Genomic DNA, 22,415 nt, shown 5'->3' on the forward strand with positions numbered 1-22,415 from the left:
GGTCGAATTTGCCGATTATCTGCAAAAGCGAGCCCTGCCCGGCCTGTAGAAGTAATACCCGGTTTCCGGATTGAACGTCCGATACTTCGACGAACAATATTCGTACCACGCAGGCGTCCAGGGTTCGGGCGGGCTGTAGTAAACGGGGCCGGGTTCGACATAGGCCGGAGGCGGCGCATAGCGCGGTGCGGCGAGCGCCGAACCGATGACCGCTCCGGCAACGAAGCCGCCGGCGGCTGCCGCGCCCGGGCTCCAGTACCATTTCTTGGCCTGAGCTTCGCCGGCCCCGGTGGAAAGGGCGGCGACGGTGGTGGCGGCCACTGCAAGGCTGGTGATTGCGAGTTTCTTCATCATGGCATTACCCTCTGTCTGGATTTCCCTGCGGTCTGATCCGTGTTCGGTTTCGATCGGGAGGCGGTTGATCCGCCCGCCGATGATCAGAAAGTAGGCCCCTGAGGAATTTTGCGATGTGACAGGCATCACGCGCCTGCGGTTTCCGGTTTGGCACCGAAATCCCGCATGTAAAAGCGGCGTAGCGTCATTGCGCTGTTGCGAGCGGCATGGGACGGGTTTAAAGTGCGCGCGTGCGGTGTAAGCCGCACAACGACGGGTTTGAGAATTCATTCCCCGGTTAAGACTGTGACGTTGGGCGCAAGGCCGATAAGGCCGCCACGCCGGATTGAACTGCCTTTCCCGCAACTGAATGAACTGACCGTCTCCACCTATCGCTTTCGGGCGACGACTTAAACTACCGCGGGACAGGAGTTTCCCCATGCGCCAGACTGGCACCCTCAAGTTCTTCAACCATGATCGCGGCTTCGGCTTCATCACGCCGGCTGACGGCGGCAAGGACATTTTCGTTCACATCACCGCTTTCGAGCGCTCCGGCGTTGCCGTCCCGGCGGAAGGCGCTTCGCTTTCCTACATCGCCGAAGAAGACCGCCGCGGCCGTGGCCTTCAGGCCGCTCAGATCGAGCTTGCCTGATATCCGGCACTGTCGGATCGCCAAGCGTTGGAGAACGCCGCCGGTTTCCGGCGGCGTTTTTGTTATGTGGTTAATGCCTAGGGTCTGGACCCTGAGTCGTTTCCGGTGCCGATTGTTGCCAAAGTGATGGTGATATCTTCTCCCGGGGCGGCTATGATCGGTTTCGGCTCGGCGGTTGCGGAAATATTCTGAAAGCTTCGCCGGGCGCATATCATCGGCTTCCGCGAAAGGATCGGTCACGCGCGATCCATGACGAAAACAACGATACATGACGTCGCCGCCCGAGCCGGCGTAAGCCTTGCCACGGTCGACAGGGTCCTGAATCGCCGCCCCGGCGTCCGTCCTCAGACGATTGCGAAAGTGGAAGCTGCCGCTCAGGAGTTGAACTACCGGCCGGACCCTTATGCGGCAAGCCTTGCAAAGAAGCGCAGCGACCGCTTCCTGTTCCTTCTGCCCGAAGGTCGCAACCCCTTCATGCAGCAGCTTGCGCGTGAAGCGCTTGCAACGGCCGACCGGGTGCTGATGGACCGGGTGACGCTGTCCGTGCGCCATGTGGATACCTTCGACAAGGCGGCTCTCGCCTCGGCGTTGTCGCAGATAGACCCGGCCGAATACGAAGGTGTCGCGGTCGTCGCGCAGGATGCGCCGGTCATTCGCCAGGCCATCGACGCCTTGCGCGAACGCGGCGTCCATGTCGTCACCCTCATCTCCGATGTGGCGACAGCCGGGCGCGATCATTTCGTCGGCGTCGACAACGTCGCCGCAGGCCGGGTCGCGGGGAGGCTGATCGGCCGTTTCCTGCCGCAAGCACCGGGCAAGGTGGCGCTCATTTGCGGCACGCTTGCCTTGAGCGATCATGCCCAGCGCGTCGAAGGTTGCCGCGCCGTGCTGGAGGCGGACTACCCGTATCTGGAGGTGCTGCCGGTTCGCGAAGGCCGCGATGACGACATCCTGACTCGCGAAACGGCGTCGAACCTTCTGAAAAGCGAGCCGGAACTGGTCGGCCTTTACAACGTCGGTTCGGGGACGCGCGGCCTCATCGCGAGCCTTGAGGCCAACGCTTCGCCCGGCAAACCCGTGACGATCGCGCATGAATTGACCCCCCACGCCGCACAGGCGCTCGAAGCCGGCACGCTGGATGCGCTCATCTGCCAGGATCCCGGCCACGAAATCCGCAGTGCAGCACGCGTTCTGAAGGCGCTGGTCGACAACACGGCGATCGTGAAGGGTCAGGAACGCATTCGCATCGAAATCTATATCCGGGAGAACCTGCCCTTCGGCTTTACCGGCTGAAATCCTGAGACCTTACATCCCTCTTTCTTCAAGGATTTATATCTCATCCGCGTTGACGTGGCCCGCCTGTCGCCGCATATCTATTCCATGCGACTTACCCAGCAGACCAACTATGCGGTGCGCACGCTCATGTATTGCGCGGCTAACCCGGGAAAACCGAGCAAGGTTCCCGAAATCGCCGCAAGTTTCGGCATGTCCGAAACGCATCTCTTCAAGATCATGAAGGTGCTGGTCGATGCGGATCTCGTGACCACGATTCGCGGGCGCAATGGCGGCATCGTGCTTTCGCGCCCTGCGGAGCGCATCTCGGTCGGCGAAGTGGTTCGTGCCGCGGAAGAGAGCTTTCAGCTCGCCGAGTGCTTCAACTCGGGCAGGAGGGACTGTCCGTTGATCCCCTCCTGCGGCTTCAATGGCCTCCTGCACGAGGCGCTCGAGGCCTTCATGATGGTGCTCGACAATCATACGATCGCCGAGCTTGCAGCCGACCAGTCCAACATCCGCGTTCTGTTGAAAATGGACGATCAGGTCGCCGCTACGGCGTGAGCCTGTTCAACGCGTCACAACGAAAGCGGCGGCCCCGACGGGCCGCCGTTTAGCGTTGGGAACGGGCGGAAGCACGGCCCCCGCCCTTCTCCGATTTGCTTACTTCATCTCGGTGTCGACGACGAAAGCGCCGTCCTGCACCTTGAAGAGCGCATAGACGCCCGGAACATCGCCCAACTCGTCGAAATCATGGTCGCCGGCGGCACCCTTGTAGTCGATGTCGGTGCCGGCCGCGATCAGCTCTTTTGCCTTTTGCCATTCACCGGGCAGGATCGTCTCGCCTTTGCCGTCGGAGACGGAGCGCAGCGCTTCGGCCACCTTCGCCTTGTCCCCGCCTGCCTTTTCGATGGCAAGCGCGGCAAGGAATGCTGCGTCGTAAGACGTCGTCACGAAGATCGCGTCCGGATCGCCACCCACACCCTTGAAAGCTTCGTTGAAGACTTCAAGTGCTTCTGACTGCGCGCCGACGGGCGACGAAGCCGTGAAGGTCGTCAGGTTTTCCGCGCCGAGTTCCTTGATCGGAGCATCGGACTTCATGCCGTCGCCGCCCACGAAGTTTTCGAAAAAGCCGTTCTCGAGCGCCTGGCGAAGCATGGTCAGACCCGCACCATCACCATAGTCGAAGATGACGAGCGTATCCGCGCCGCCGTCGGCGAGTTCGGCAAGATCCGAACGATAGGAAGCCTTGCCTTCCTCATGGGCGGCAAAGCCCGCGATCTCGCCGCCCTTGTCCTCGAATTCCACCTTGAAGGCTTCGGCGAGGCCCTTGCCGTAATCGTTATTGAGGTAGGCGACGGCAACTTTGTTGGTGCCGCGCTCAAGCAGCGTGCGGGCAAGCGCGCGCCCCTGGAAATCATCCGATGGCACAGTGCGGAAGACGAGGTCCTTGTCGTCGAGCTTGCTGATTTCGGGCGACGTGCCGGACGGCGTGATGATCACGACACCGGCAGGAACGGCGACCGAATTCGCCGCGGCAAGTACCGCGCCCGAGCAGTGCGGGCCGACGATCGCGATAACGCCTTCGATGTTTACCGCTTTTGTTGCGGCGTCGGTTGCGTTCTGCGGGTTGCAGGCGCTGTCGCCAACGACCGGGACCAGCTTTTCGCCGTTCAGGATGCCACCCTGGTCGTTAACCTGCTGGATGGCAAGCTGCGCGGAATCGATCATCGCCGGCGCCATCGCCGCGATCGGACCCGACACACCGCCGAGCAGGCCAATCTTCACATCAGCCTGGGCCGGAGCGGCCAAAGCGGTTGCGCCGAGAAGGGCGCCGGCAAGCGCAAGACGAACGTTTTTCATTGGTTTCCTCCACCATTCATGACAGCGGCTTTGGGCCGCTTTTTTCGCCAGCCGGATTTCCGGACCTGACTGATGCGCTCTCACCGCCTCCCCCTGAAGGTGGTAAGAGGCGCCTCGTGACGCGCAGTCTTCACCGGAAACGCCGGTTTCTCAACCCCTTACTTAACGTTATGAATCCTTTTTTCCCGAAACGCCGCGCTGCGGTTCCGGCAATATGCCTTCCGGCCTGAACCGCAAGACGAGCTGCAGCATCAGGCCGATAAGGAAGATGCGGATATACTTCGCCTTGATCGCGATTTCCGGCGGGAACTGGTCGGTCAGGATCTCCGAGAACGACCAGATCACCCACACGACGGCGACACCCAGGATCGCGCCCCGGTTGTTTCCCGAACCGCCGAGGATGAGCATGATCCAGACGAGGAAGGTGGCGACCATCGGGTCGATCGCCTCCGGCGTGATCGCCCGGTTTAGATGGGCGAACAACGCACCGCCAAGGCCCATCAGTGCCGCGCCGAAAACGAAAGCTTCCAGCCGGCGGAACGGAACGTCCTTGCCCATGGCGCGCGCGGCGAGCTCGTTGTCGCGGATCGCGCGCATCATCCGGCCCCAGGGGGCTGCGATCTGGCGTTCCACCAGCAGGTAGGCGACGAAGAGGACCCCTCCAACCAGCGCGAGGTAGGCAAGTTGCGACTGGGCGTAGGGAAGGTCGCCGAACGGGCGCGGAATGTTCGTCACGCCGCGCGCGGAGTTCGTCAGCCAATCCTCCGACTTGATAACAAGGCGAATGATCTCCGCCACGCCGATCGAGGCGATTGCCAGATAGTCGGAGCGGAACCTGAGGCAGATCTTGCCGATCGGCCAGGCGATCGCGGCAGCAAGCAGCATGGCCCCTGCCCAGCCGACCGGCACCGGCATATCGAAACCGCCGATGCGCCCGTCCGCTTCCGGTGTCGTCAGGATCGCCGATGTATAGGCGCCAACGGCGAAAAAGCCCGCGATACCGGCGTTGAAAAGGCCGCTGAAGCCCCACTGGATGTTAAGGCCGAGCGCAAGCAGGCCGTAAATGCAGATGAAGATCGCCATGAAGACGGCGTAGTTGAGAAGTCCGATCCACTCCATCACACCGTCTCCCTAAAGTACCTTGCCGCGCAAAAGCCCGGTCGGGCGCACGAGCAACATCAGCAGCAGGATGGCGAATGCCGTCGCGGCCTTGTATTCGCTCGGCAGGAATATGACGGAAACCTCCTCCGCCACGCCGACGATAAGCCCGCCGAGAACGGCGCCTTCGATCCGCCCGACACCGCCGAGAATTGCGGCGGCGAACATCGGCAGCAGCATCTGCCAGCCCATCATGGATTTCAGTTCGGTGTTGAGGCCGAGGAAGAAGCCGGAGGCGGCGCAAAGTCCGCCGACGATCAACCACGTCAGGAACACGACCTTGCCGTTGTCGACACCGGACAGAAGCGCAAGGTTCGGGTTGTCAGACATGGCGCGCATGGCCTTGCCCCATTTCGTCTTCATCAGGAAAAGCTGAAGCGCGAGCACGAGCCCGATCATGGAAAGGATCGTCACGATCTCGCGGTCCTTCAGGCGTATGCCCCACCAGTTTTCGGGCCGTGCAATGCCGCGGATATAGGATTCGGCATCAACGCCCCAGATCACCTGCACGACGGAACGCACCATGAGCGCGACGCCGAGCGACGCCATCACCGTGACGATGCGTGGGCGTTCGCGCAGATAATCATAGAATAACCTGTCGATCCCCACCGCTGCGAAGGCCGTGACGACCATGGCCACCGGAAGCGCCGCATAGACCGGCAATCCCAACAGCGTTACGGCGGCGAAGGCGATAAAGGCGCCAAGCGTCGCAATATCCCCGTGGGCGAGATGCGCATAGCGCAGGATCGCGAAGACCAGCGTGATGCCGACCGCGCCAAGTGCATAGATCGAGCCGAGCACGAGGCCCGGGACGATGTAGAAATTCAACAGTTCCATGAAATCCATCGCCCTGGCCCCTATCCGCCGAGGAACATTTCGGCGACCTCGCGGTCGGCCAGGAGTTCGGCGCCCGTCCCCTCATGCCGGTTGGCCCCGGAGGCGAGAACATAGCCGCGGTCGGAAAAGGCAAGCGCCTGCTTGGCGTGCTGTTCGACCAGAAGAAGCGCCACACCTACATCCCGCACATCGCGGCAGATCTGGAAGATCTGTTCCATGTAGCGCGGCGAAAGGCCCGCCGTCGGCTCGTCGAGGAGCAGCACCTTGGGGTCGAGCATCAGCGCGCGACCCATGGCAACCATCTGCCGCTGGCCGCCGGAAAGGTTGCCGGCAAGTGTCTTGCGCCGTTCCTGCAGATCCGGAAAAAGCCCGTAGACCCTGTCATAGGCGCTTGTAAGGTCGCCGGAGCGCAGGAACGCTCCCATCTCCAGGTTTTCGTGAACCGTCATCTCGCGAAAGATGTTGTCGACCTGCGGCACGTAGCACACGCCCGCCTGTACGATCAGGTTCGGCTTCTTGCCCGTAATGTCCTCACCGTCGATGGTGATCTTGCCGCCGCGAACGTGAAGAAGGCCGAAAATGGCTTTCATCGCGGTGGACTTGCCCGCGCCGTTCGGGCCGACGATGGCGACGATCTCGCCGGGAGCCACGTTGAGCGACACGCCTTGAAGAATATCTGCATCGCCATAGCCGCCGCGCACCTCGCGCATATCGAGAAGCGGGCTCATGCGGCGTCTCCGACGGTTTCGCCGAGATAAGCTTCCAGAACGCGCGGGTCGGAGCGCACCGTCTGGAAGTCGCCTTCGATGAGAACCGTACCTTCGGCCATGCAGATCACGGGATGGCAGAGTTTCTCGATCATTTCCATGTCGTGCTCGATGAGGATAAAGGTAAAGCCGCGCTCCTTGTTCAGAATCGCGATCTTCTCCTCAAGCTTGCGCAGGAGCGTGCGGTTCACGCCCGCTGCCGGCTCGTCGAGAAGCACGAGCTTCGCATCCGTCATCATGGTGCGGCCAAGCTCCAGAAGCTTCTTCTGGCCGCCGGACAGGTTTCCGGCGCGCTCGTCCGTGACATGGGTAAGCTCCAGGAACTCCAGTGTTTCCCTTGCGCGCCTTTCCGTTTCGCGCTCATTGCCGGCGACCTTGCCCCAGGCGAACCAGTTGGCAAACAGGCTTTCGCCGGCCTGATGGCCCGGCACCATCATCAGGTTTTCAAGCACCGTCAGGCGGTGAAACTCATGCGGGATCTGGAAGGTGCGCACCAGCCCCTTGTGGAAGCGTTTGTCGGCGGAAAGGTTCGTGATGTCTTCGCCCAGATACCGGATGCGGCCCGATGTGGGCACGATCGCTCCGGCGATCATGTTGAAGAGCGTCGTCTTGCCGGCGCCGTTCGGCCCGATCAGGCCGGTAATGTGCCCTTCCTCCGCCTTCAGGGTGCACCGGTCAACGGCGCGAAAGCCGCCATATTCCATGACGAGATTTTCAACTTCCAGCATATGGACGTCCGCCTCCAGCCCCTCGCCTGAAACGGCGTTTTCGCCGTCTTTGTTATTGGGAAATATGCCCCAAGGTCAGTCAATTGTTCGCAGCACGGCGCGCACCGGTGCCGCGTCCAGCCCTTGTAGCTTCAAAGGCAGCGCGATCAACTCAAAATCCCCGCTTTCCGCAAGGTTTAGTGCGAGATTTTCCAGAATACGCATGTCGTGGCGCAAAAATGCCATATGCGCCGCAAGGTCTTTCGAGCTCGCAGGATCGACGGAAGGAACATCGACACCGACAAGCTTAACGCCTTTTTCGTGAAGAAGGCCGACCGTTTCGGGCGCGAGCGCGCGAAAGTCGTCGCGCCACGTCGTGTAGTCGACTTCCGTCTCGAGACGCAAAAGAACGCGCGGCGGCACATCCAAGAGGTGTTCTTCGATATCTTCCGGCAGGCAGAGCGGACCTTTCCCCCGCGCGTCGATAACGCGGGCCGGGCCTATGAAATCCTCAAGCCCAAGCGCGTCGATCGAAGCGCCCTCGCCGTCATAGTGCAATGGAGCGTCCGCATGCGCGCCGCAATGGGCGGACATGGAAAATTCAGCGACATTGACCGGACACTCCGGCCCGATTGCGAAGGTGTTTTTCGTACGGTATTGCGCATCGCCCGGGAAGACGGCCATGCCGGAGCGAACGGGCGGCGTGATGTCGATGATGCGTGCCAAGGCGGCACTCCTCCTCAAAGATCGGCGCGGAGCGACCAGAGCTCGGGAAAAAGCACGACCTCCAGCATCCGCCGCAGATAGGCCACTCCGGAGGTGCCGCCCGTGCCGCGCTTGAAGCCGATCACCCTCTCCACGGTGGTCACATGGTTGAACCGCCAGCGTCGGAAGTAATCCTCGAAATCGACGAGCTTTTCGGCCAGTTCGTAAAGCGGCCAGTATTTGCGCGGATCCCGATAGATCTCGAGCCAGGCCTGCCGCACGCTTTCGTTCTCCTGGTGCGGGGTTGACGGATCGCGCTCAAGCACGGATTTGTCGATGGCAAAACCTTCCCGCGCAAGCAGGCGGACCGCCTCGTCGTAAAGGCTGGTTTCGCGCAACAGCCGGTCCAGCCAGCCATGAACCTCGGGAATATGCGCATGCGGACGCAGCATCGCGGCGTTCTTGTTGCCGGCCAGATATTCGATCGCGCGATACTGGTAGGACTGGAAGCCGGAGGATTGGCCGAGTTGGTCGCGAAATTCCTCGTATTCCGACGGCGTCATGGTGCGCAGCACCTGCCATGAGGAATTGAGCTGCTCGAAGATGCGCGCCACGCGCGTCAGCATCTTGAAGGCGGGCGAAAGATCTCCCTTGGCGATCTTGCCCTTCGCCGCCACAAGCTCGTGGATCGCAAGTTTCATCCAGAGTTCGGACGTTTGATGCTGGATGATGAACAGCATCTCGTCATGCGCGGCGGAAATCGGCGACTGGGCGCTCAGAACCTTGTCGAGATCGAGATAGTCTCCATAGGACATGCGCCCGTCGAATTCCATCTGCGCCCCGTCGTCTGCCGGGTCGTAAGGCGTGGTCTTCGTGGTCATGTCACTTTCGCCTTTTTCCTGAACTCCTCCCGGTCCCAGGCGCGCGTTGCCACGATTTCCTCCAGGATTTCCGCCGCCTTGAGAACATCCATATGGGATAGATAGAGCGGCGTGAAGCCGAAGCGCACGATATCGGGCGCGCGGAAATCGCCGATAACGCCGCGCGCGATCAGCGCCTGCATCAACGGATAACCGTAGTCGCACCGGAACGAGACCTGAGAGCCGCGTGCGGCCGCATCGCGCGGGGATGCGAGCACGAGATCGGGGCAGCGCGCCTCGACCTCGGCAATGAAAAGCTCGCACAGGCTCACGGATTTTTCCCGAAGCGCTTTCATGTCAACATCCGCAAAGACATCGAGAGCCGTATCGAGGGCCGAAAGCGACAGCACCGGCGGCGTGCCGACACGCATGCGGTCCACGCCTTTCGCCGGGCGATAGTCGAGGTCGAAGGCAAAGGGCGCTTCATGCCCCATCCATCCGGTCAGCGGCGGGGTTATCACATCCTGATGCTTCGGCGCGACGTAAAGGAACGCCGGTGCGCCTGGTCCACCGTTCAGATATTTGTATCCGCAGCCGACTGCGAAATCGGCATCCGCCCCTGCAAGGTCGACAGCGAATGCGCCCGCCGAATGCGCCAGATCCCAAAGGGCGAGCGCGCCTGCCTCATGCGCGCGTTTCGTGATCGCGCCCATGTCGTGGCGGCGGCCGGTCTTGTAGTCGACCTCGGTGATCATGGTGACGGCAACGCTCTTGTCGATCGCGGCTTCAACCTCTTCCGGTGCAACGATCTTCAGCTCATGTCCGGCTTCAAGCAGCGCCGAAAGTCCCTGCGCCATGTAAAGGTCGGTCGGGAAGTTGCCGCTGTCGGAAAGGATGGCCTTGCGGTCAGGCCGCAGCTTCAGCGCGCTCGCAAGTACCTTGAAGAGATTTATGCAAGTGGAATCGGTTGCCACCACCGTGCCGGGCTCAGCGCCGATCAGCCGGGCAATCTTATCGCCGACGCGGGCCGGCAGATCGATCCAGTCGTGGTCGTTCCAGCCGCGGATCAGGCTTTCGCCCCATTCGCGCGAAACCACTTCCGCCATGCGTGCGGGAACGGCGCGCGGCAGGACACCAAGCGAATTGCCGTCGAGATAGATGACACCTCGCGGGATATCGAAGGCTTCGCGCTTGCGCGCAAGCAGGTCTTCGTTGTCGCGCCGCTCGATCTCCATCCTTGTCAGTCGCGTCATTGCCGATTTCCCTTGCGAACGAATCCAGTCTGCCTATGACGCTGGAAACATAAACTTGGCCGTCACCCTTTTGAATCTGAAGTTCGTTCTGAACGTATCCCGAATAGAGGCAAACTTCAGATTAGGTCCAAACCCAGGGGTGGCCGGCGGAGAAAGAATGGAAGCGACATGATCTTTCAGATTTCCGTCATCGGCGAGACGAACGGATGACGAGGGCGTAAACTCAAGGCATAGTCCGCGCAATCGGCGATCAATCGCTGCGTCAGTGTCCTGGAATTCGGGCAACCAACCCGCAACTTCGGGAGGCCGGGAGGGCGCCTTGTTCATCAGCGTATTCGACATCTTCAAGATCGGCATCGGCCCATCATCATCCCACACGATGGGGCCGATGGTTGCCGCAGCGCGCTTTCTTTCAAGCCTGAAGGCAATCGAGGCCGCGCCGAAGAGGATCATGGTATCGCTGCACGGCTCGCTTGCCTTCACCGGCAAGGGCCATGCGACGGACCGCGCGGTGCTGCTGGGCCTTCTCGGGCACGAACCCGCAACGATAGATCTCGACCAGGCCGAACGCGATCTTGAGATGCTGGCGGAAACGGGTCGTCTCTCGGTCCCGGGGCTGGGCTCGCTCTCCTTCGACCGGGAAGCCGACCTCGTGTTCGACTACGGCCCGCCGCTCGAAGGTCATTCGAACGGCATGGTCTGCCGCGCCTATGACGGCCATAGCCGCATCGTTTTCGAGGAAACATATTTTTCCGTCGGCGGCGGCTTCGTGCTGACCTCCGGCGAGCTTGCCGCCCTTGCCGAAGGCGAGCCGGTTCGCGAGGAAATTCCAGTTCCCTATCCTTTCAAGACGGCGAAGCAGATGCTTGCGATGGGAAAGGAACATGGCCTGACCGTTTCGCAGATGAAGCGGGAGAACGAGCTTGTCCGCCATCCGGACAAGGACCTGGACGAGGCTGTCGATGCGATCTGGAACGCCATGAACTCCTGCATCGAGCGTGGGCTTTCGCAGGAAGGCCAGCTTCCGGGCGGGCTGAAGGTGAAGCGCCGCGCCCGCCAGATCCACGAAAAGCTTATCTCCGAGCAGGGCAAGAACCAGCCGTTCGAGCACAAGGTGATGGACTGGCTCGCCGTCTACGCGATGGCCGTCAACGAGGAGAACGCCGCCGGCGGGCGGATCGTCACGGCCCCCACGAACGGGGCGGCCGGCGTCATCCCCTCGACCGTGCGCTACTACATCGATCACTGCCCGGATTGCAGCCGGGAGGGCATTCGCACCTTCCTGCTCGTCGCCGCGGCGATCGGCGGCCTCATCAAGACGAACGCCTCGATTTCCGGTGCCGAGGTCGGCTGCCAGGGCGAGGTGGGCTCCGCTTCTGCCATGGCGGCGGCCGGTCTGTGCGCAGCGCTTGGCGGCACCAACGAGCAGGTGGAGAACGCGGCCGAAATCGCCCTTGAGCATCATCTCGGCATGACGTGCGATCCGGTCGGTGGCCTCGTCCAGGTGCCCTGCATCGAGCGGAACGCGCTTGGCGCGGTGAAGGCCGTGACCGCCGCTTCCCTTGCGCTCAGGGGCGACGGCACCCACTTCGTGCCGCTTGACAGCTGCATCGAGACCATGCGCCAGACCGGCAAGGACATGACGGACAAATACAAGGAAACCTCGCAAGGAGGCCTTGCCGTCAACGTCGTGGAGTGCTGAAGACCGGCCTCATTCTTCCCCGGCACCCGGCTTCGGCGCTTCGCCGGTCCGGTAGAACGCTTCCTGCGTCAGGATCGGGCCGATCAGTTCGAAGACAATCGTGGTGCTCACCGCGACCGTCAACAGCGACAATTCGAGATCAGGGAATTGCTCCTCGGCGACCAGCGCCATGCCGATCGCCACGCCCGCCTGCGGCAAAAGCGCCGGCCCGAGCCATTGTCGTTCAAGCGCTCCGAGACCGGCAAGCTTTGCGCCAAACGCCCCGCCCGCAAGACGGGAAATAATGCGCAGCCCAATATAAGCTGCGCCCGCAACGCCGATATCGGCAAGCCGTTCCGACTCCAGCGTCGCGCCCGCAAGCACGAAAAAGAAAATCATGAACGGCCACTCGATGTGCTCCACCTCATGGAACGGGCGCGAATGATGACGCGCAAGATTTGCGACGACAGCGCCAGCGACGATCCCCGCAAGCAGGAAGGAAACGCCAAGCCAAATCGCAAGGCCGGTCGTCAGAAAGACCACGCCCAGCGCTTCGGCCTGTGTAGGGTCGCCAGGGCTGATCCTGCCCGTCAGCCATGCCGCTGGCAGGCCGACGGCCACGCCGAGCGCCACAGCTCCGAAAATCTCGGTGAAGGCATCTGAAATCACGCTGTCGAGCGTAACTCCGTTCAAGGTTCCCGCCACAATCAGCATCACGGCAAAGATGAGAATGCCCCAAAGATCGTCTACCGCGACGATACCGAGCACACGATCCGTGAAAGGCCCTCTGGCGCCTGTCTGCTGCACCACGTCTTTCACGGCCGCAGGGTCCGTAGCGGTCGCGATCGCGGCGAGAACGAGCGCAACGATCGCGTGAAAGCCAAGCAGCGCAAACCCGCCGGCGACGATCGCGGTCGTGATCGCAACAACCGCGAGCGAGACGACGAGTATGGATGGTCCTCCGGTGAACAGCTTTTCCCGCGTCAGGCGTCCCCCCAGCAGGAAGGCCACCATGCCAAGCGCGACCTTGGCGAGAAAATCCGCCCAGGCCATGATCGGCTCGGGCAGGACATCGAGCCCGGTTTTTCCCGCCACGAAGCCGACGAGCATGAGAAGCGTCACCCTCGGCAGACGCGTCCGGTGGCCGATCTCGTCAGCGGCCATTCCGACCAGAAGCACCGCGCCAAGCGCGATCATGATGAGGCCTGCGTCCAAGCGCTGCTCCTTCGGTTGCTCTTGATTACGGTCGGGATTGCGGCTTTAGTCGGAAAATTCGGTTTCCATCTCGCGGCGGAGCTTCACCGCATGATCGTCACCATCGAATTCGACGTCGGACCATTTCACGATCGCACCATCGGCGACATCCGTTTTGAGCCGTACTCCGCTCGCAAGCCCGAGGGGAAGGGCCTGCATGGCAAGTGAGGCCTTCGCAGGCTGCTGCTTGCCCCAAACGCAGAAACCCCCTTCTCCGTCGAGCGTCTCACCCGCCTTGAGGTCCCGCTTGGCGGTCGCGACGACATCGGCGACGAATTCCTTCGGCGCTCCCGTCGGCTCGCCGCGAAGCGCAACGGAGGCCACCGATATCCCGAGTTCCAGGCCGATCATATGCGTCGGGCGGTAGAGGGACGCGAAGCATCCGCTGTCGTCTTCCAACATGTGGTATTCGCTAAAGCAGCGGCGGGCATATTCCGTCTCGCCCTCGATCACCACATAGGTGCCCATAGCAAGATGATGCGCCACATCCTCGCCATCGCGGGTGAGCGAGGAAACCACCTCCGTCGTACCTGAAAAGGCGAGCGCTCCGCCATCTTCCTTCGGCCTGCAAACGCTCGACAACTCGAACCGGCTTGCCGGCGGGAACGACAGTCCGCCGGGCTGCGGCGCGAGACCTGTCGCATTGCAGACCGCGCTCATCTCGATGCCGGATTTCGTGCCGTCCAGGAACGAATTGAACATCTGCAGGTTCAGGCCCGACTTGTCCTTGAACGTCAGGTACTTGCAAAGCTCGTCCCACACGGTTTCCGGCGTGAGACCGTGGAATTGCGGCAGGTAGCGCGTGCCTTTTCCGGCACAAACCACCTTGAAGCCGCAGGCGCGCGCCCAGTCGACATGCTCGCAGATAAGTGCCGGCTGGTCGCCCCAGGCAAGCGAATAGACAACGCCCGCCCGGTCGGCCCTGCGCTTCAGGAGCGGGCCGGCCAGAACGTCCGCCTCCACATTCACCATGACGATATGCTTGCCGGCCCCGATTGCCGCCAGGCAATGGCGGATGCCGACGGACGGGTGCCCCGTCGCCTCGATCACCACATCCACCGGGCCGGCGGAGATCGCCGCCTGCGCATCGTCGGTGACGAACGTCATGCCGTTCTTTACCGCCTCTGCGAGCGAGGCCGCGCCATATTGCTCCGCCGGCCAGCCCGTTGTCTCAAGGGATGCCCGCGCCCTGGAAACATCGAGATCGACGACCGCGGCAACGTGAATACCTTTCGTCAGCCGCGCCTGGGCAAGATACATGGATCCGAATTTGCCCGCGCCGATCAGCACGACCCGCACCGGCTTGTCCGCCTCCGCCCGCGCGCTCAACATGCTGGACAGGTTCACGCATTCCTCCCCTGGCCAGAGGCCACATGCGCGGCCTCAGTCGCGCACCACCAGAACGGATTTGTCCGTATGGCGCGTTACGTTTTCCGCCGTCGGGCCTATCAGATAATCGGTCATCTCCGGCCTGTGCGACGCCATCACTATGAGATCGCAGCCGTTTTCATCCGCGCATGTCATGATCGCCCGGAACACGCGCCCGACCACGACATGCTCCTTCACTTTCCTGTTCGGGATCTTGTCCCTGACCAGCGCGTTCAAGGTGTCGGCCGCCTTGCGCACGGCCTTTTCCTCGAAGTCGCTCGGGAAATATTGAGAGACTATGGATGTCCTGATGTCCTGCACCACGGTAACGACGTGGAGCTGCGCGCCGAAGGCTTCGGCCATCTTCACCGCGACGGGAAGCGCCTTCACCCAGGAACTTTCGTGGTCGAGATCGACCGGCAAGAGTATGGCCTTGTACATTTCGCCCTCCCTCATGCGGCCTGTTGCCTGGCCTTCGCGGGCTCCGTCCCGTTTTCCGCCCGCCGCCTCTGCAGCCAAACGACCGCACCGAGCAACAGGAGCGCCGGCAGGTAAATCCAGTACTTGGACGGTGTTTCGACCGGCGAAAGGACCCGCACGATCTCCTGGTCCCAGTCGAGGCCGACATCGGCGGCGGGAGAATCGAAGGCGACGTCGTCGATGATCGTCTTGCCGTCCCGCTCGACCAGCGTCAGGCCCGCCGCTTCAAGGCGCTCCGCCCCGCTAGCCGCCTCCGGCAGCTTGAGGAGCACTACCCATTCGCGCATTTCACCGACGTCATCGAGGCCGGCTATGCGCAGTCTCAAGGGCTCTCCGGCGGGCACATCGGCCGCCGCCTCGGCGATCTGGGCCGGCGGCGTATCGACATAGGGAGGATAGATCATATCCATCCAGAAGCCCGGCCGGAAGAACGTGAAGGCGAGCAGCAGGAGCGCTACCGATTCCCAGATCCTGCTTTTCGTCAGGAACCAGCCTTGCGTCGCCGCGGAGAACAGCAGCATCGCCACGGTCGCCACGATGAAGATGAATATCCCGTGGATCCAGTCGACGTTCATGAGCAGAAGGTCGGTGTTGAAGATGAAAAGGAATGGAAGCGCAGCCGTCCTCAGCGAATAGAAAAAGGCGACGAAGCCGGTGCGGATCGGATCGCCGCCCGAAACGGCGGCCGCCGCGAATGAGGCAAGGCCCACGGGCGGCGTCACGTCCGCCATGATGCCGAAGTAGAAGACGAAGAGATGAACCGCGATCAGCGGCACGATCAACCCGTTCTCCTGGCCGAGTGTGACGATCACCGGCGCAAGCAGCGCCGAGACGACGATGTAGTTCGCTGTCGTCGGCAGGCCCATGCCGAGGATAAGCGACAGGATCGCGGTGAGGAAAAGGATCGCAAGCAGGTTGCCGCCGGAAAGCACCTCCACCACGTCGGCGAGTGCGGAGCCGACGCCCGTCTGCGACACCGCCCCGACGATGATGCCGGCGGTTGCCGTTGCGATGCCGATGCCGATCATGTTGCGCGCACCCGCGATCAGCCCGTCGACAAGTTCGCTCAAACCGCGCCGGAATTCCGCGCCCATCTCGCCTTCCTTGCGGAAGATCGCGAAGAGCGGACGCTGCGTGACAAGAATGAACATCATGAAAGCCGTCGCCCAGAAGGCCGAAAGCCCGGGCGAAAGGCGGTCGACCATGAGCGCCCAGATCAGGACGATGACCGGCAGGATGAAGTGCAGGCCCGACTTGATGGTCGGTCCGGGAAGCGGAAGATGCGTCACTGGCTCGTTCGGGTCATCCATCTTGGGCTCCGGATAGCGGGAGCCGAAGATCACGAGGCCGACATAGACGGCAGTGAGCAACGCGAAGACCACATAGGGCGCGGTATCGCCGAAAGCCGGGCGGATCCAGCCCATCCCGTAGTAGACAATCACGGAAAGCACGCAAACCACGAGCACGCCGAAGACGAAACCGACAATGCGGCGCAGCCACGGGCCCGGTTCATAGGCGCGCGGAAGCCCCTCCATCCCCGCCTTGCAGGCTTCGAGATGGACGATGTAGACGAGCGCGATATAGGAGATCAGCGCCGGCAGGAAGGCGTGCTTGACCACGTCGAAATAGGGAATGCCGACATATTCGACCATCAGGAAGGCGGCCGCCCCCATCACCGGCGGCATGATCTGTCCGTTGACGGACGACGCCACCTCGACGGCGCCGGCCTTTTCGGCGCTGAAGCCAACCTTCTTCATGAGCGGAATCGTGAAGGTGCCGGTAGTCACCACGTTGGCGATGGACGAGCCGGAGATCAGCCCGGTCATGGCCGAGGAGACGACGGCCGCTTTCGCCGGCCCGCCGCGCAGGTGCCCCATCAGCGAAAACGCCACCTGGATGAAGTAGTTGCCCGCACCCGCCTTGTCGAGCAGCGCTCCGAAAAGCACGAAGAGAAAGACGAATGACGTGGACACGCCGAGCGCAATGCCGAAGACGCCTTCGGTCGTCAGCCAGTGGTGGTTGATGATCTCGCGCAGGTTGTTTCCCTTGTGCGCGATGATGTCCGGCATGTAGGGGCCGAGCACCGTGTAGACGAGGAAGAAGCCCGCTACCAGCACGAGAGCCGGGCCAAGCGTGCGTCTTGTCGCTTCCAGAAGAAGCAGCAGACCGGCGATGCCGGCGACATAGTCCTGGAAGATCGGTTGCCCGACGCGGTCGGCAAGATCCGTGTAGTAGATGAAGAGATAGGCCGAGCAATAGCCGCCCGCGACAGCCATCAGCCATTCCTGGATCGATACCCTGTCGTTTTGGGCAGGCAAAAGCACCGCAACGGCGACCAGCGCCGCGATCAGCAGGATTATCCAGGTCGGGAAGGCGATATCGTCGGCGGATATCGCAAACAGGAGGCCGATGAAGACCGGCACGAAAATGCCGAGACCGAGCTGGAATTTCGTACGCGCGGCCGGGAACGCCAGAAACGCGAGCACGACGGCAAAGGCGAGGTGGATGGAGCGCGCCTCGGTGTCGTTGAAGATGCCGAAGCCCACCGTGAAGGGAAGCGGCGACGCGAACCAGAGTTGGAAGAGCGACCATAAAAGCGCTATTCCGGCGATCAGCCTGCCGATCAAACCACTGGCGGATCTGGACCCGGTGTCACTGGCGGCGACCAGTTCGTCGATTTCGGCCTGGCTCAGGCCGCTAGTGTCCTGATTCGGCGAAGCCTTGCTCTGCGGTTGTCCCGTCTCGCTCATCGGCATGCCCCCTCCTGCGCCGCCCGACCAGCCGGGCAATGTCAATATTATGAGAAATCAAGGGCCTGGAAAAGAACGAAGCCCCGCTTTGTTCGGGCGGGGCTTCGCGGATGCGGAGTATCAGAGCCAGCCGCGCTCCTTGTAGTAGCGCTCGGCGCCCGGATGAAGCGGTGCGGACAGGCCGTCCTTGATCATCTGCTCTTCGGTCAGATTCTCGAAAGCCGGATGCAGCTTCTTGAAGCGGTCGAAATTGTCGAAGACCGCCTTCACGACCTGGTAGATCACCTCGTCGGGGACATCCGCGGAAGAGACGAAGGTCGCCTTCACGCCGAATGTCTCGACGGCCTCGTCATTGCCCTTGTACATGCCGCCCGGGATGGTCGCCATCGCATAGTAGGGGTTCTCCGAGACGAGCTTGTCGACTTCCGGCCCCGTCACCGACACGAGCTTTGCATCCGTCGTGGTGGTGGCTTCCTGGATCGAGCCTGCCGGATGGCCGACGGTGTAGATCATCGCGTCGATCTTGTTGTCGGCAAGGGCGCTTGCCTGTTCTGCCGCCTTCAGTTCCGAAGCAAGGGCGAAATCGTCGAGCGTCCAGCCCTTTTCGTTCATCAGCACTTCCATGGTGCCACGCTGGCCGGAACCGGGATTGCCGATGTTCACGCGCTTGCCCTTCAGGTCGTCGAAAGTCTCGATGCCGGAATCGGCGCGCGCGACGACGGTGAACGGCTCGCCATGCACGGAAAACACCGCGCGCAGCTTGTCGAACTTCTCGCCCTCGAATTTCGAGGAGCCGTTATAGGCGTGGAACTGCCAGTCGGACTGGGCAACGCCCATCTGGCGGTCGCCGTTCTTGATGGCGTTGATGTTGTCGATCGACCCGCCGGTGGACGGCGCCGTGCACTTGATGTTGTGCTCGGACGAACCGCGGTTCACGAGCTTGCAGATCGACTGTCCGACGACGTAATAGACGCCGGTCTGACCACCCGTGCCGATCGTGACGAAAGTTTCCTGTGCCATGGCCGACTGTGCGCCAAGGGCGACAACGGCTCCGGCAAGAATACGCGTCAGTGCATTCATCACCGACCTCCCTTTTATCGTTGCAAACGAGCTTCAGCTTAGGGGGAAGACGCGGGAGGCGCAACGCATTGCCCATGCCCGGCAAATCCCGGGCCGGCCGACATTTCCGTAACGGGTCTTTGCAAGGCTCGAAATATTCGGAATACCGCTTCCCCGCAACGGGCGCCGAAGCAAAATCAAAAACCCAGTTTCATCTAAATGATTCCGTATTAATTCAAATCTCGAAATTATTTATGGAAATTTTTACATGCCTCCCTTCGCTGTTCAGCCCTTGCGATTCCGCTAAATCGGGAACTCTTTTTTCACTTGCGGCGAAACACTTGTAGCCTTCGATCATGCTCGCGGGGCCGCACGGGTGGCTGGCCGCCGCACTTGCCAACCTTCCCCACACCCACCTATGAACTTGGTAAATTCGGTTGAAAGGCGGACGAAGAAGATGGCGGACGGCATTACGGCGCAACTGGCGGAATTCATCTGCTCCTTCGAAAGCCGCCTCCTTTCGCCGGACCAGATCCTGACCGCCAAATCCTGTATTTTAGACTGGAGTGCCGTCGCGCTCGCCGGGCGCGACGAGCCGGTCAGCCGGATCGTTCGCGAGATGGCATCATCGGAAGGCGGCACGCCGGAGGCTATGGTCATCGGCCTTGCGGACCGGTTGCCCGCCCGCACCGCAGCACTTTCCAACGGCACGACTTCCCACGCGCTCGATTATGACGATACGCATTTCGACCATATCGGCCATTCGTCGGTGGGGATCTTTCCTGCCGTTCTTGCCCTTGGCGAGGCACTGGGGCGCGACGGACGGGAAGTGCTGGACGCTTTCGTCATCGGGCTTGAGGTTGCCTGCCGGGTCGGCAGATACCTGGGAAACGGGCATTACCGCCACGGTTTCCACCAGACGGCGACCGCAGGCGCCTTCGGGGCGGCTGCCGCAAGCGCGCGTCTGCTCCGCCTCGACGAGGAGCGCTGCGGCCATACGCTCGGTCTTGTCTCGACCCGCGCCTCGGGCCTGAAGTCCCAGTTCGGCACCATGGGCAAGCCCTTTCATGCAGGCCTTGCCGCGTCGAACGGCGTCGAGGCGGCGAAACTCGCCTCGCTCGGTTTCATATCCAACCCCCAAGGGCTTGAATGCGTGCAGGGTTTTGCCGACACCCATGCGGGCGAAGGCGATGCGCAAACGCCATTCGATGGGCTGGGTCAAACGTTCCGCTTCGACCGGGTACAGTTCAAGCATCACGCCTGCTGCCACGGCACTCATGCGCCGATCGACGCTCTCAAGGCATTGCGCAGCAAGATCGGCCCCGAGGCGGCGCAGGCACGATCCATCGTTCTTCGCGTTCATCCGCAGTGGCTCAGGGTGTGCAACATTCTCTCACCCGCTACGGGCCTTGAGGCGAAGTTCAGTTTCCGCCTGACCAGTGCCATGGCGCTGGCGGGCCGCGATACTGCCGCCCTTGAAACCTTTTGCGATGCCGCCTGCGCCGACCCCGATCTCGCACAGCTTCGCGACCGGGTTACCGTCGAGACGGACGACGCACTTGGCAGCATCGAGGCGCTCGCAATCGTCGAGTTGCCGGATGGCCGCCATCTCGAACATCACTGCGACCTGGCAGAGCCGGTTGATGCCGCACTCACGCGCACACGGCTGGTGGAAAAGGCTGAAGCCCTGATCGGACATCCAGCAGCCGCAACCCTTCTCGAAACGGTCGATACGCTCGACACATCGGAACGCTTTACGCTGCCGGACGTGCTCGCCTCTCTAGGCGCCTGAAACCGCTTAGGGGCCCTCCGCCTCGTCACACTTCCTTTCGGCCGGCGAAAACTCCGGCTTGATGTCGACGAGCGCCGTGCCGTCCACGCAGTCGAGGCCACGCACCTTCAGGAAACGGCCCTCGACGGCCTCAAGCCTGACGACGGCGGCGGCGATCGGGTTTGGCCGCACCGGTGAGCGCAAGGCGAATGCGCCGGCAAGCCTGTCCTTGCGGCGCGGGCGCTGGAGCACGATGTCACGGCGCGCAAGGCCCATCCAGTAGAGCACCAGCAGGCGCTCCCGGCCCTCAATGCCCTCAAGCGCCGCCTGCCAGCGCGGGTCGACTTCTATGGTGCAGACCGGACCGTCGATCTCGCCCCTGTGCGGACACTCCTTGCGGCTTGCCCAGGGTGTGCGGATACGGCCGATGAAATAAACGCCGGCATCGAATTCCTCCGGCAGGTCCATGGCGATTTCGCCCGGGCGAATGCCTTCCTCATCGGCGGTATTTGTATCGGACATCTGGTTTCACGTCGCTTGGAGCGTTTGTCACGAAAGCGGCTTCGTTTTCGTGATCGCAAATCGCTCGGGTTCAAGGGTTGCTGCATGTTCTCTCCGTCAAGACGAACCCGTTTCGACGGAACATGCTCCGGTATCGCTCGCCGGTGATTGTCGCCAATTCGCACTGTCGCGCGCAATGCGGCATTTCATGCAGGCGCAAGACCACCGCCGCCACATATCAGACCACGGCGAAGATGATGTCGTCCTCGGGCCTGTGAACGCGGTTGCGGCCAGCCTTCTTTGCTTCATAGAGCGCGGCATCTGCGCGTTTCAGGAGGTCCGTAAGAGATATGTCGGAATTCGACGAAATCTCCGCCACTCCGAGGCTCGCCGTAATGTGGATCGTTTCGTCGTCGGCTGAAATCGCCGCGCCCGCGATCTCGAAGCGCAGGCATTCGGCGATCTTGTAGGCGTCCAGTTCCTTGCGTCCGGGAAGAAGGATGGCGAATTCCTCGCCCCCCAGCCGCCCGACGATGTTCGATTGCCTTGCGATAAACTCGCCCACCGCCTTGATGACGGCATCGCCCGCCAAATGGCCGTAGGTGTCGTTGATGCGCTTGAAATGATCGATATCCAGCATGATGGCGCTGATTGGCATTTCCGTCAGCGCATCGCCAATAGACCGTTCCGCCGCCTCGAAGAAGGCTCGGCGGTTCAAAAGCCCGGTGAGTTCATCGCAAGTGGCGAAGCTGACAAGCTCCTTGTGCATGGTGGAAAGCCGCTCGGCCGCCCTCAGGCGTGCGAACAGTTCCTCCGGCACCGGCGGCTTGCGGATGAAGTCGTCCGCACCGCAGTCGAGCGCTTCGATCACCTTCGAGGTTTCGGTGCCCGACGACATGGCGATAATGTAGAGAAGACGGCCCTCCTGGGCGATCAGTCGGCATTCCCAGCAAAGCTCGGTGCCGGAAATCCCGTCCGTCTCGAAGCTGGTAAGCACGACGTCGACGGATGGCGTGTCCTGGATGAAGCGGAGCGCACGCGCGCCATTCTCGAAGGCCTCGACGCGGTGCCCGCGGCCTTCGAGCATACGTGCGATTATTCTGCGGCCGATCGAACTCGGCTCGACGAGGACAATGTGCATCGC

21 protein-coding genes are annotated in these 22,415 nt (G+C 62.0%); 5 read left to right on the forward strand and 16 right to left on the reverse strand.

Annotation, left to right across the window (positions count from 1 at the left end; genetic code table 11):
* Positions 1-15 precede the first annotated feature (15 nt).
* A complete protein-coding gene (locus HPQ64_RS19865) occupies positions 16-480 on the reverse strand; it encodes a BA14K family protein (RefSeq protein ID WP_425483843.1) in 465 nt (154 codons plus the stop codon).
* A gap of 292 nt (positions 481-772) precedes the next feature.
* On the opposite strand from HPQ64_RS19865, the gene HPQ64_RS19870 reads away from it, so the two are divergent.
* From HPQ64_RS19870 to HPQ64_RS19880, 3 genes are all read left to right on the forward strand, one after another.
* Positions 773-985 carry a cold-shock protein gene (locus tag HPQ64_RS19870; protein WP_160776517.1) on the forward strand — a complete coding sequence of 71 codons (213 nt, stop codon included), beginning with the start codon at positions 773-775 and terminating at the stop codon, positions 983-985.
* 249 nt (positions 986-1,234) lie between these two features.
* A complete protein-coding gene (locus tag HPQ64_RS19875; RefSeq protein ID WP_172890342.1) occupies positions 1,235-2,278 on the forward strand; it encodes a LacI family DNA-binding transcriptional regulator in 1,044 nt (347 codons plus the stop codon).
* Between the two features lie 87 nt (positions 2,279-2,365).
* On the forward strand, positions 2,366-2,821 hold the full coding sequence (locus tag HPQ64_RS19880) for an Rrf2 family transcriptional regulator (protein WP_172890343.1): 456 nt from the start codon (positions 2,366-2,368) through the stop codon (positions 2,819-2,821).
* Positions 2,822-2,920: 99 nt separating this feature from the next.
* On the opposite strand, the gene HPQ64_RS19885 is transcribed toward HPQ64_RS19880, so the two are convergent.
* The 8 genes from HPQ64_RS19885 to kynU form a co-directional block, all read right to left on the reverse strand.
* Entirely contained in the window at positions 2,921-4,120 is a 1,200-nt protein-coding gene (locus tag HPQ64_RS19885) for an ABC transporter substrate-binding protein (protein ID WP_172890344.1), read from the reverse strand.
* A gap of 168 nt (positions 4,121-4,288) precedes the next feature.
* Positions 4,289-5,239, reverse strand: a complete 951-nt coding sequence (locus tag HPQ64_RS19890; protein ID WP_172890345.1) for a branched-chain amino acid ABC transporter permease — start codon at positions 5,237-5,239, stop codon at positions 4,289-4,291.
* A gap of 12 nt (positions 5,240-5,251) precedes the next feature.
* Positions 5,252-6,124 (reverse strand): branched-chain amino acid ABC transporter permease, encoded by an 873-nt coding sequence (locus HPQ64_RS19895; RefSeq protein WP_172890346.1) that lies wholly within the window; start codon positions 6,122-6,124, stop codon positions 5,252-5,254.
* A gap of 11 nt (positions 6,125-6,135) precedes the next feature.
* On the reverse strand, positions 6,136-6,843 hold the full coding sequence (locus tag HPQ64_RS19900) for an ABC transporter ATP-binding protein (RefSeq protein WP_172890347.1): 708 nt from the start codon (positions 6,841-6,843) through the stop codon (positions 6,136-6,138).
* Positions 6,840-7,610 carry an ABC transporter ATP-binding protein gene (locus HPQ64_RS19905; protein WP_172890348.1) on the reverse strand — a complete coding sequence of 257 codons (771 nt, stop codon included), beginning with the start codon at positions 7,608-7,610 and terminating at the stop codon, positions 6,840-6,842. Before HPQ64_RS19905 ends, HPQ64_RS19900 begins: the two co-directional genes overlap by 4 nt.
* Before the next feature lie 75 nt (positions 7,611-7,685).
* A complete protein-coding gene (gene kynB / locus HPQ64_RS19910; RefSeq protein WP_172890349.1) occupies positions 7,686-8,315 on the reverse strand; it encodes an arylformamidase in 630 nt (209 codons plus the stop codon).
* Between the two features lie 14 nt (positions 8,316-8,329).
* Positions 8,330-9,175, reverse strand: a complete 846-nt coding sequence (kynA, locus tag HPQ64_RS19915; RefSeq protein WP_172890350.1) for a tryptophan 2,3-dioxygenase — start codon at positions 9,173-9,175, stop codon at positions 8,330-8,332.
* Positions 9,172-10,389 (reverse strand): kynureninase, encoded by a 1,218-nt coding sequence (kynU, locus tag HPQ64_RS19920; RefSeq protein ID WP_210260424.1) that lies wholly within the window; start codon positions 10,387-10,389, stop codon positions 9,172-9,174. Before kynU ends, kynA begins: the two co-directional genes overlap by 4 nt.
* A gap of 337 nt (positions 10,390-10,726) precedes the next feature.
* Between kynU and HPQ64_RS19925 the strand changes: the two genes are divergently transcribed.
* Entirely contained in the window at positions 10,727-12,109 is a 1,383-nt protein-coding gene (locus HPQ64_RS19925) for an L-serine ammonia-lyase (RefSeq protein ID WP_172890352.1), read from the forward strand.
* Positions 12,110-12,118: 9 nt separating this feature from the next.
* Here the strand turns inward: HPQ64_RS19925 and HPQ64_RS19930 are convergent, their stop codons facing one another.
* From HPQ64_RS19930 to HPQ64_RS19950, 5 genes are all read right to left on the reverse strand, one after another.
* Positions 12,119-13,303, reverse strand: coding sequence for a cation:proton antiporter (locus HPQ64_RS19930; protein ID WP_172890353.1), 1,185 nt, complete (start codon positions 13,301-13,303; stop codon positions 12,119-12,121).
* A gap of 45 nt (positions 13,304-13,348) precedes the next feature.
* Positions 13,349-14,689 carry an SAF domain-containing protein gene (locus HPQ64_RS19935; RefSeq protein WP_172890354.1) on the reverse strand — a complete coding sequence of 447 codons (1,341 nt, stop codon included), beginning with the start codon at positions 14,687-14,689 and terminating at the stop codon, positions 13,349-13,351.
* Positions 14,690-14,725: 36 nt separating this feature from the next.
* The gene (locus tag HPQ64_RS19940; protein ID WP_172890355.1) at positions 14,726-15,151 is read right to left on the reverse strand and encodes a universal stress protein; all 426 of its coding nucleotides are present in this window, start codon (positions 15,149-15,151) and stop codon (positions 14,726-14,728) included.
* Between the two features lie 11 nt (positions 15,152-15,162).
* Complete coding sequence (locus tag HPQ64_RS19945; protein ID WP_172890356.1) at positions 15,163-17,940, reverse strand: TRAP transporter permease; 2,778 nt, start codon at positions 17,938-17,940, stop codon at positions 15,163-15,165.
* Positions 17,941-18,060: 120 nt separating this feature from the next.
* On the reverse strand, positions 18,061-19,020 hold the full coding sequence (locus HPQ64_RS19950) for a TAXI family TRAP transporter solute-binding subunit (protein ID WP_172890357.1): 960 nt from the start codon (positions 19,018-19,020) through the stop codon (positions 18,061-18,063).
* Between the two features lie 436 nt (positions 19,021-19,456).
* On the opposite strand from HPQ64_RS19950, the gene HPQ64_RS19955 reads away from it, so the two are divergent.
* Complete coding sequence (locus HPQ64_RS19955) at positions 19,457-20,791, forward strand: MmgE/PrpD family protein (protein WP_172890358.1); 1,335 nt, start codon at positions 19,457-19,459, stop codon at positions 20,789-20,791.
* A gap of 6 nt (positions 20,792-20,797) precedes the next feature.
* On the opposite strand, the gene tsaA is transcribed toward HPQ64_RS19955, so the two are convergent.
* Complete coding sequence (tsaA, locus tag HPQ64_RS19960; RefSeq protein ID WP_172890359.1) at positions 20,798-21,292, reverse strand: tRNA (N6-threonylcarbamoyladenosine(37)-N6)-methyltransferase TrmO; 495 nt, start codon at positions 21,290-21,292, stop codon at positions 20,798-20,800.
* 217 nt (positions 21,293-21,509) lie between these two features.
* On the reverse strand, positions 21,510-22,412 hold the full coding sequence (locus HPQ64_RS19965; RefSeq protein WP_172890360.1) for a GGDEF domain-containing response regulator: 903 nt from the start codon (positions 22,410-22,412) through the stop codon (positions 21,510-21,512).
* Between the last annotated feature and the right edge of the window lie 3 nt (positions 22,413-22,415).

Source organism: Hongsoonwoonella zoysiae (assembly GCF_013266695.1).
In the GTDB taxonomy this organism is placed as follows: domain Bacteria; phylum Pseudomonadota; class Alphaproteobacteria; order Rhizobiales; family Stappiaceae; genus Hongsoonwoonella; species Hongsoonwoonella zoysiae.

What these genes read in the sequence shown, in the direction of transcription:
- HPQ64_RS19865 (WP_425483843.1), bottom strand. Translation starts at nt 480, where the DNA reads ATGCCTGTCACATCGCAAAATTCCTCAGGGGCCTACTTTCTGATCATC.
- HPQ64_RS19965 (WP_172890360.1), bottom strand. Translation starts at nt 22,412, where the DNA reads ATGCACATTGTCCTCGTCGAGCCGAGTTCGATCGGCCGCAGAATAATC.
- kynU (WP_210260424.1), bottom strand. Translation starts at nt 10,389, where the DNA reads ATGGAGATCGAGCGGCGCGACAACGAAGACCTGCTTGCGCGCAAGCGC.
- HPQ64_RS19895 (WP_172890346.1), bottom strand. Translation starts at nt 6,124, where the DNA reads ATGGATTTCATGGAACTGTTGAATTTCTACATCGTCCCGGGCCTCGTG.
- tsaA (WP_172890359.1), bottom strand. Translation starts at nt 21,292, where the DNA reads ATGTCCGATACAAATACCGCCGATGAGGAAGGCATTCGCCCGGGCGAA.
- HPQ64_RS19945 (WP_172890356.1), bottom strand. Translation starts at nt 17,940, where the DNA reads ATGAGCGAGACGGGACAACCGCAGAGCAAGGCTTCGCCGAATCAGGAC.
- HPQ64_RS19870 (WP_160776517.1), top strand. Translation starts at nt 773, where the DNA reads ATGCGCCAGACTGGCACCCTCAAGTTCTTCAACCATGATCGCGGCTTC.
- HPQ64_RS19955 (WP_172890358.1), top strand. Translation starts at nt 19,457, where the DNA reads ATGGCGGACGGCATTACGGCGCAACTGGCGGAATTCATCTGCTCCTTC.
- HPQ64_RS19900 (WP_172890347.1), bottom strand. Translation starts at nt 6,843, where the DNA reads ATGAGCCCGCTTCTCGATATGCGCGAGGTGCGCGGCGGCTATGGCGAT.
- HPQ64_RS19890 (WP_172890345.1), bottom strand. Translation starts at nt 5,239, where the DNA reads ATGGAGTGGATCGGACTTCTCAACTACGCCGTCTTCATGGCGATCTTC.
- HPQ64_RS19950 (WP_172890357.1), bottom strand. Translation starts at nt 19,020, where the DNA reads ATGAATGCACTGACGCGTATTCTTGCCGGAGCCGTTGTCGCCCTTGGC.
- kynA (WP_172890350.1), bottom strand. Translation starts at nt 9,175, where the DNA reads ATGACCACGAAGACCACGCCTTACGACCCGGCAGACGACGGGGCGCAG.
- HPQ64_RS19885 (WP_172890344.1), bottom strand. Translation starts at nt 4,120, where the DNA reads ATGAAAAACGTTCGTCTTGCGCTTGCCGGCGCCCTTCTCGGCGCAACC.
- HPQ64_RS19880 (WP_172890343.1), top strand. Translation starts at nt 2,366, where the DNA reads ATGCGACTTACCCAGCAGACCAACTATGCGGTGCGCACGCTCATGTAT.
- HPQ64_RS19905 (WP_172890348.1), bottom strand. Translation starts at nt 7,610, where the DNA reads ATGCTGGAAGTTGAAAATCTCGTCATGGAATATGGCGGCTTTCGCGCC.
- HPQ64_RS19875 (WP_172890342.1), top strand. Translation starts at nt 1,235, where the DNA reads ATGACGAAAACAACGATACATGACGTCGCCGCCCGAGCCGGCGTAAGC.
- HPQ64_RS19940 (WP_172890355.1), bottom strand. Translation starts at nt 15,151, where the DNA reads ATGTACAAGGCCATACTCTTGCCGGTCGATCTCGACCACGAAAGTTCC.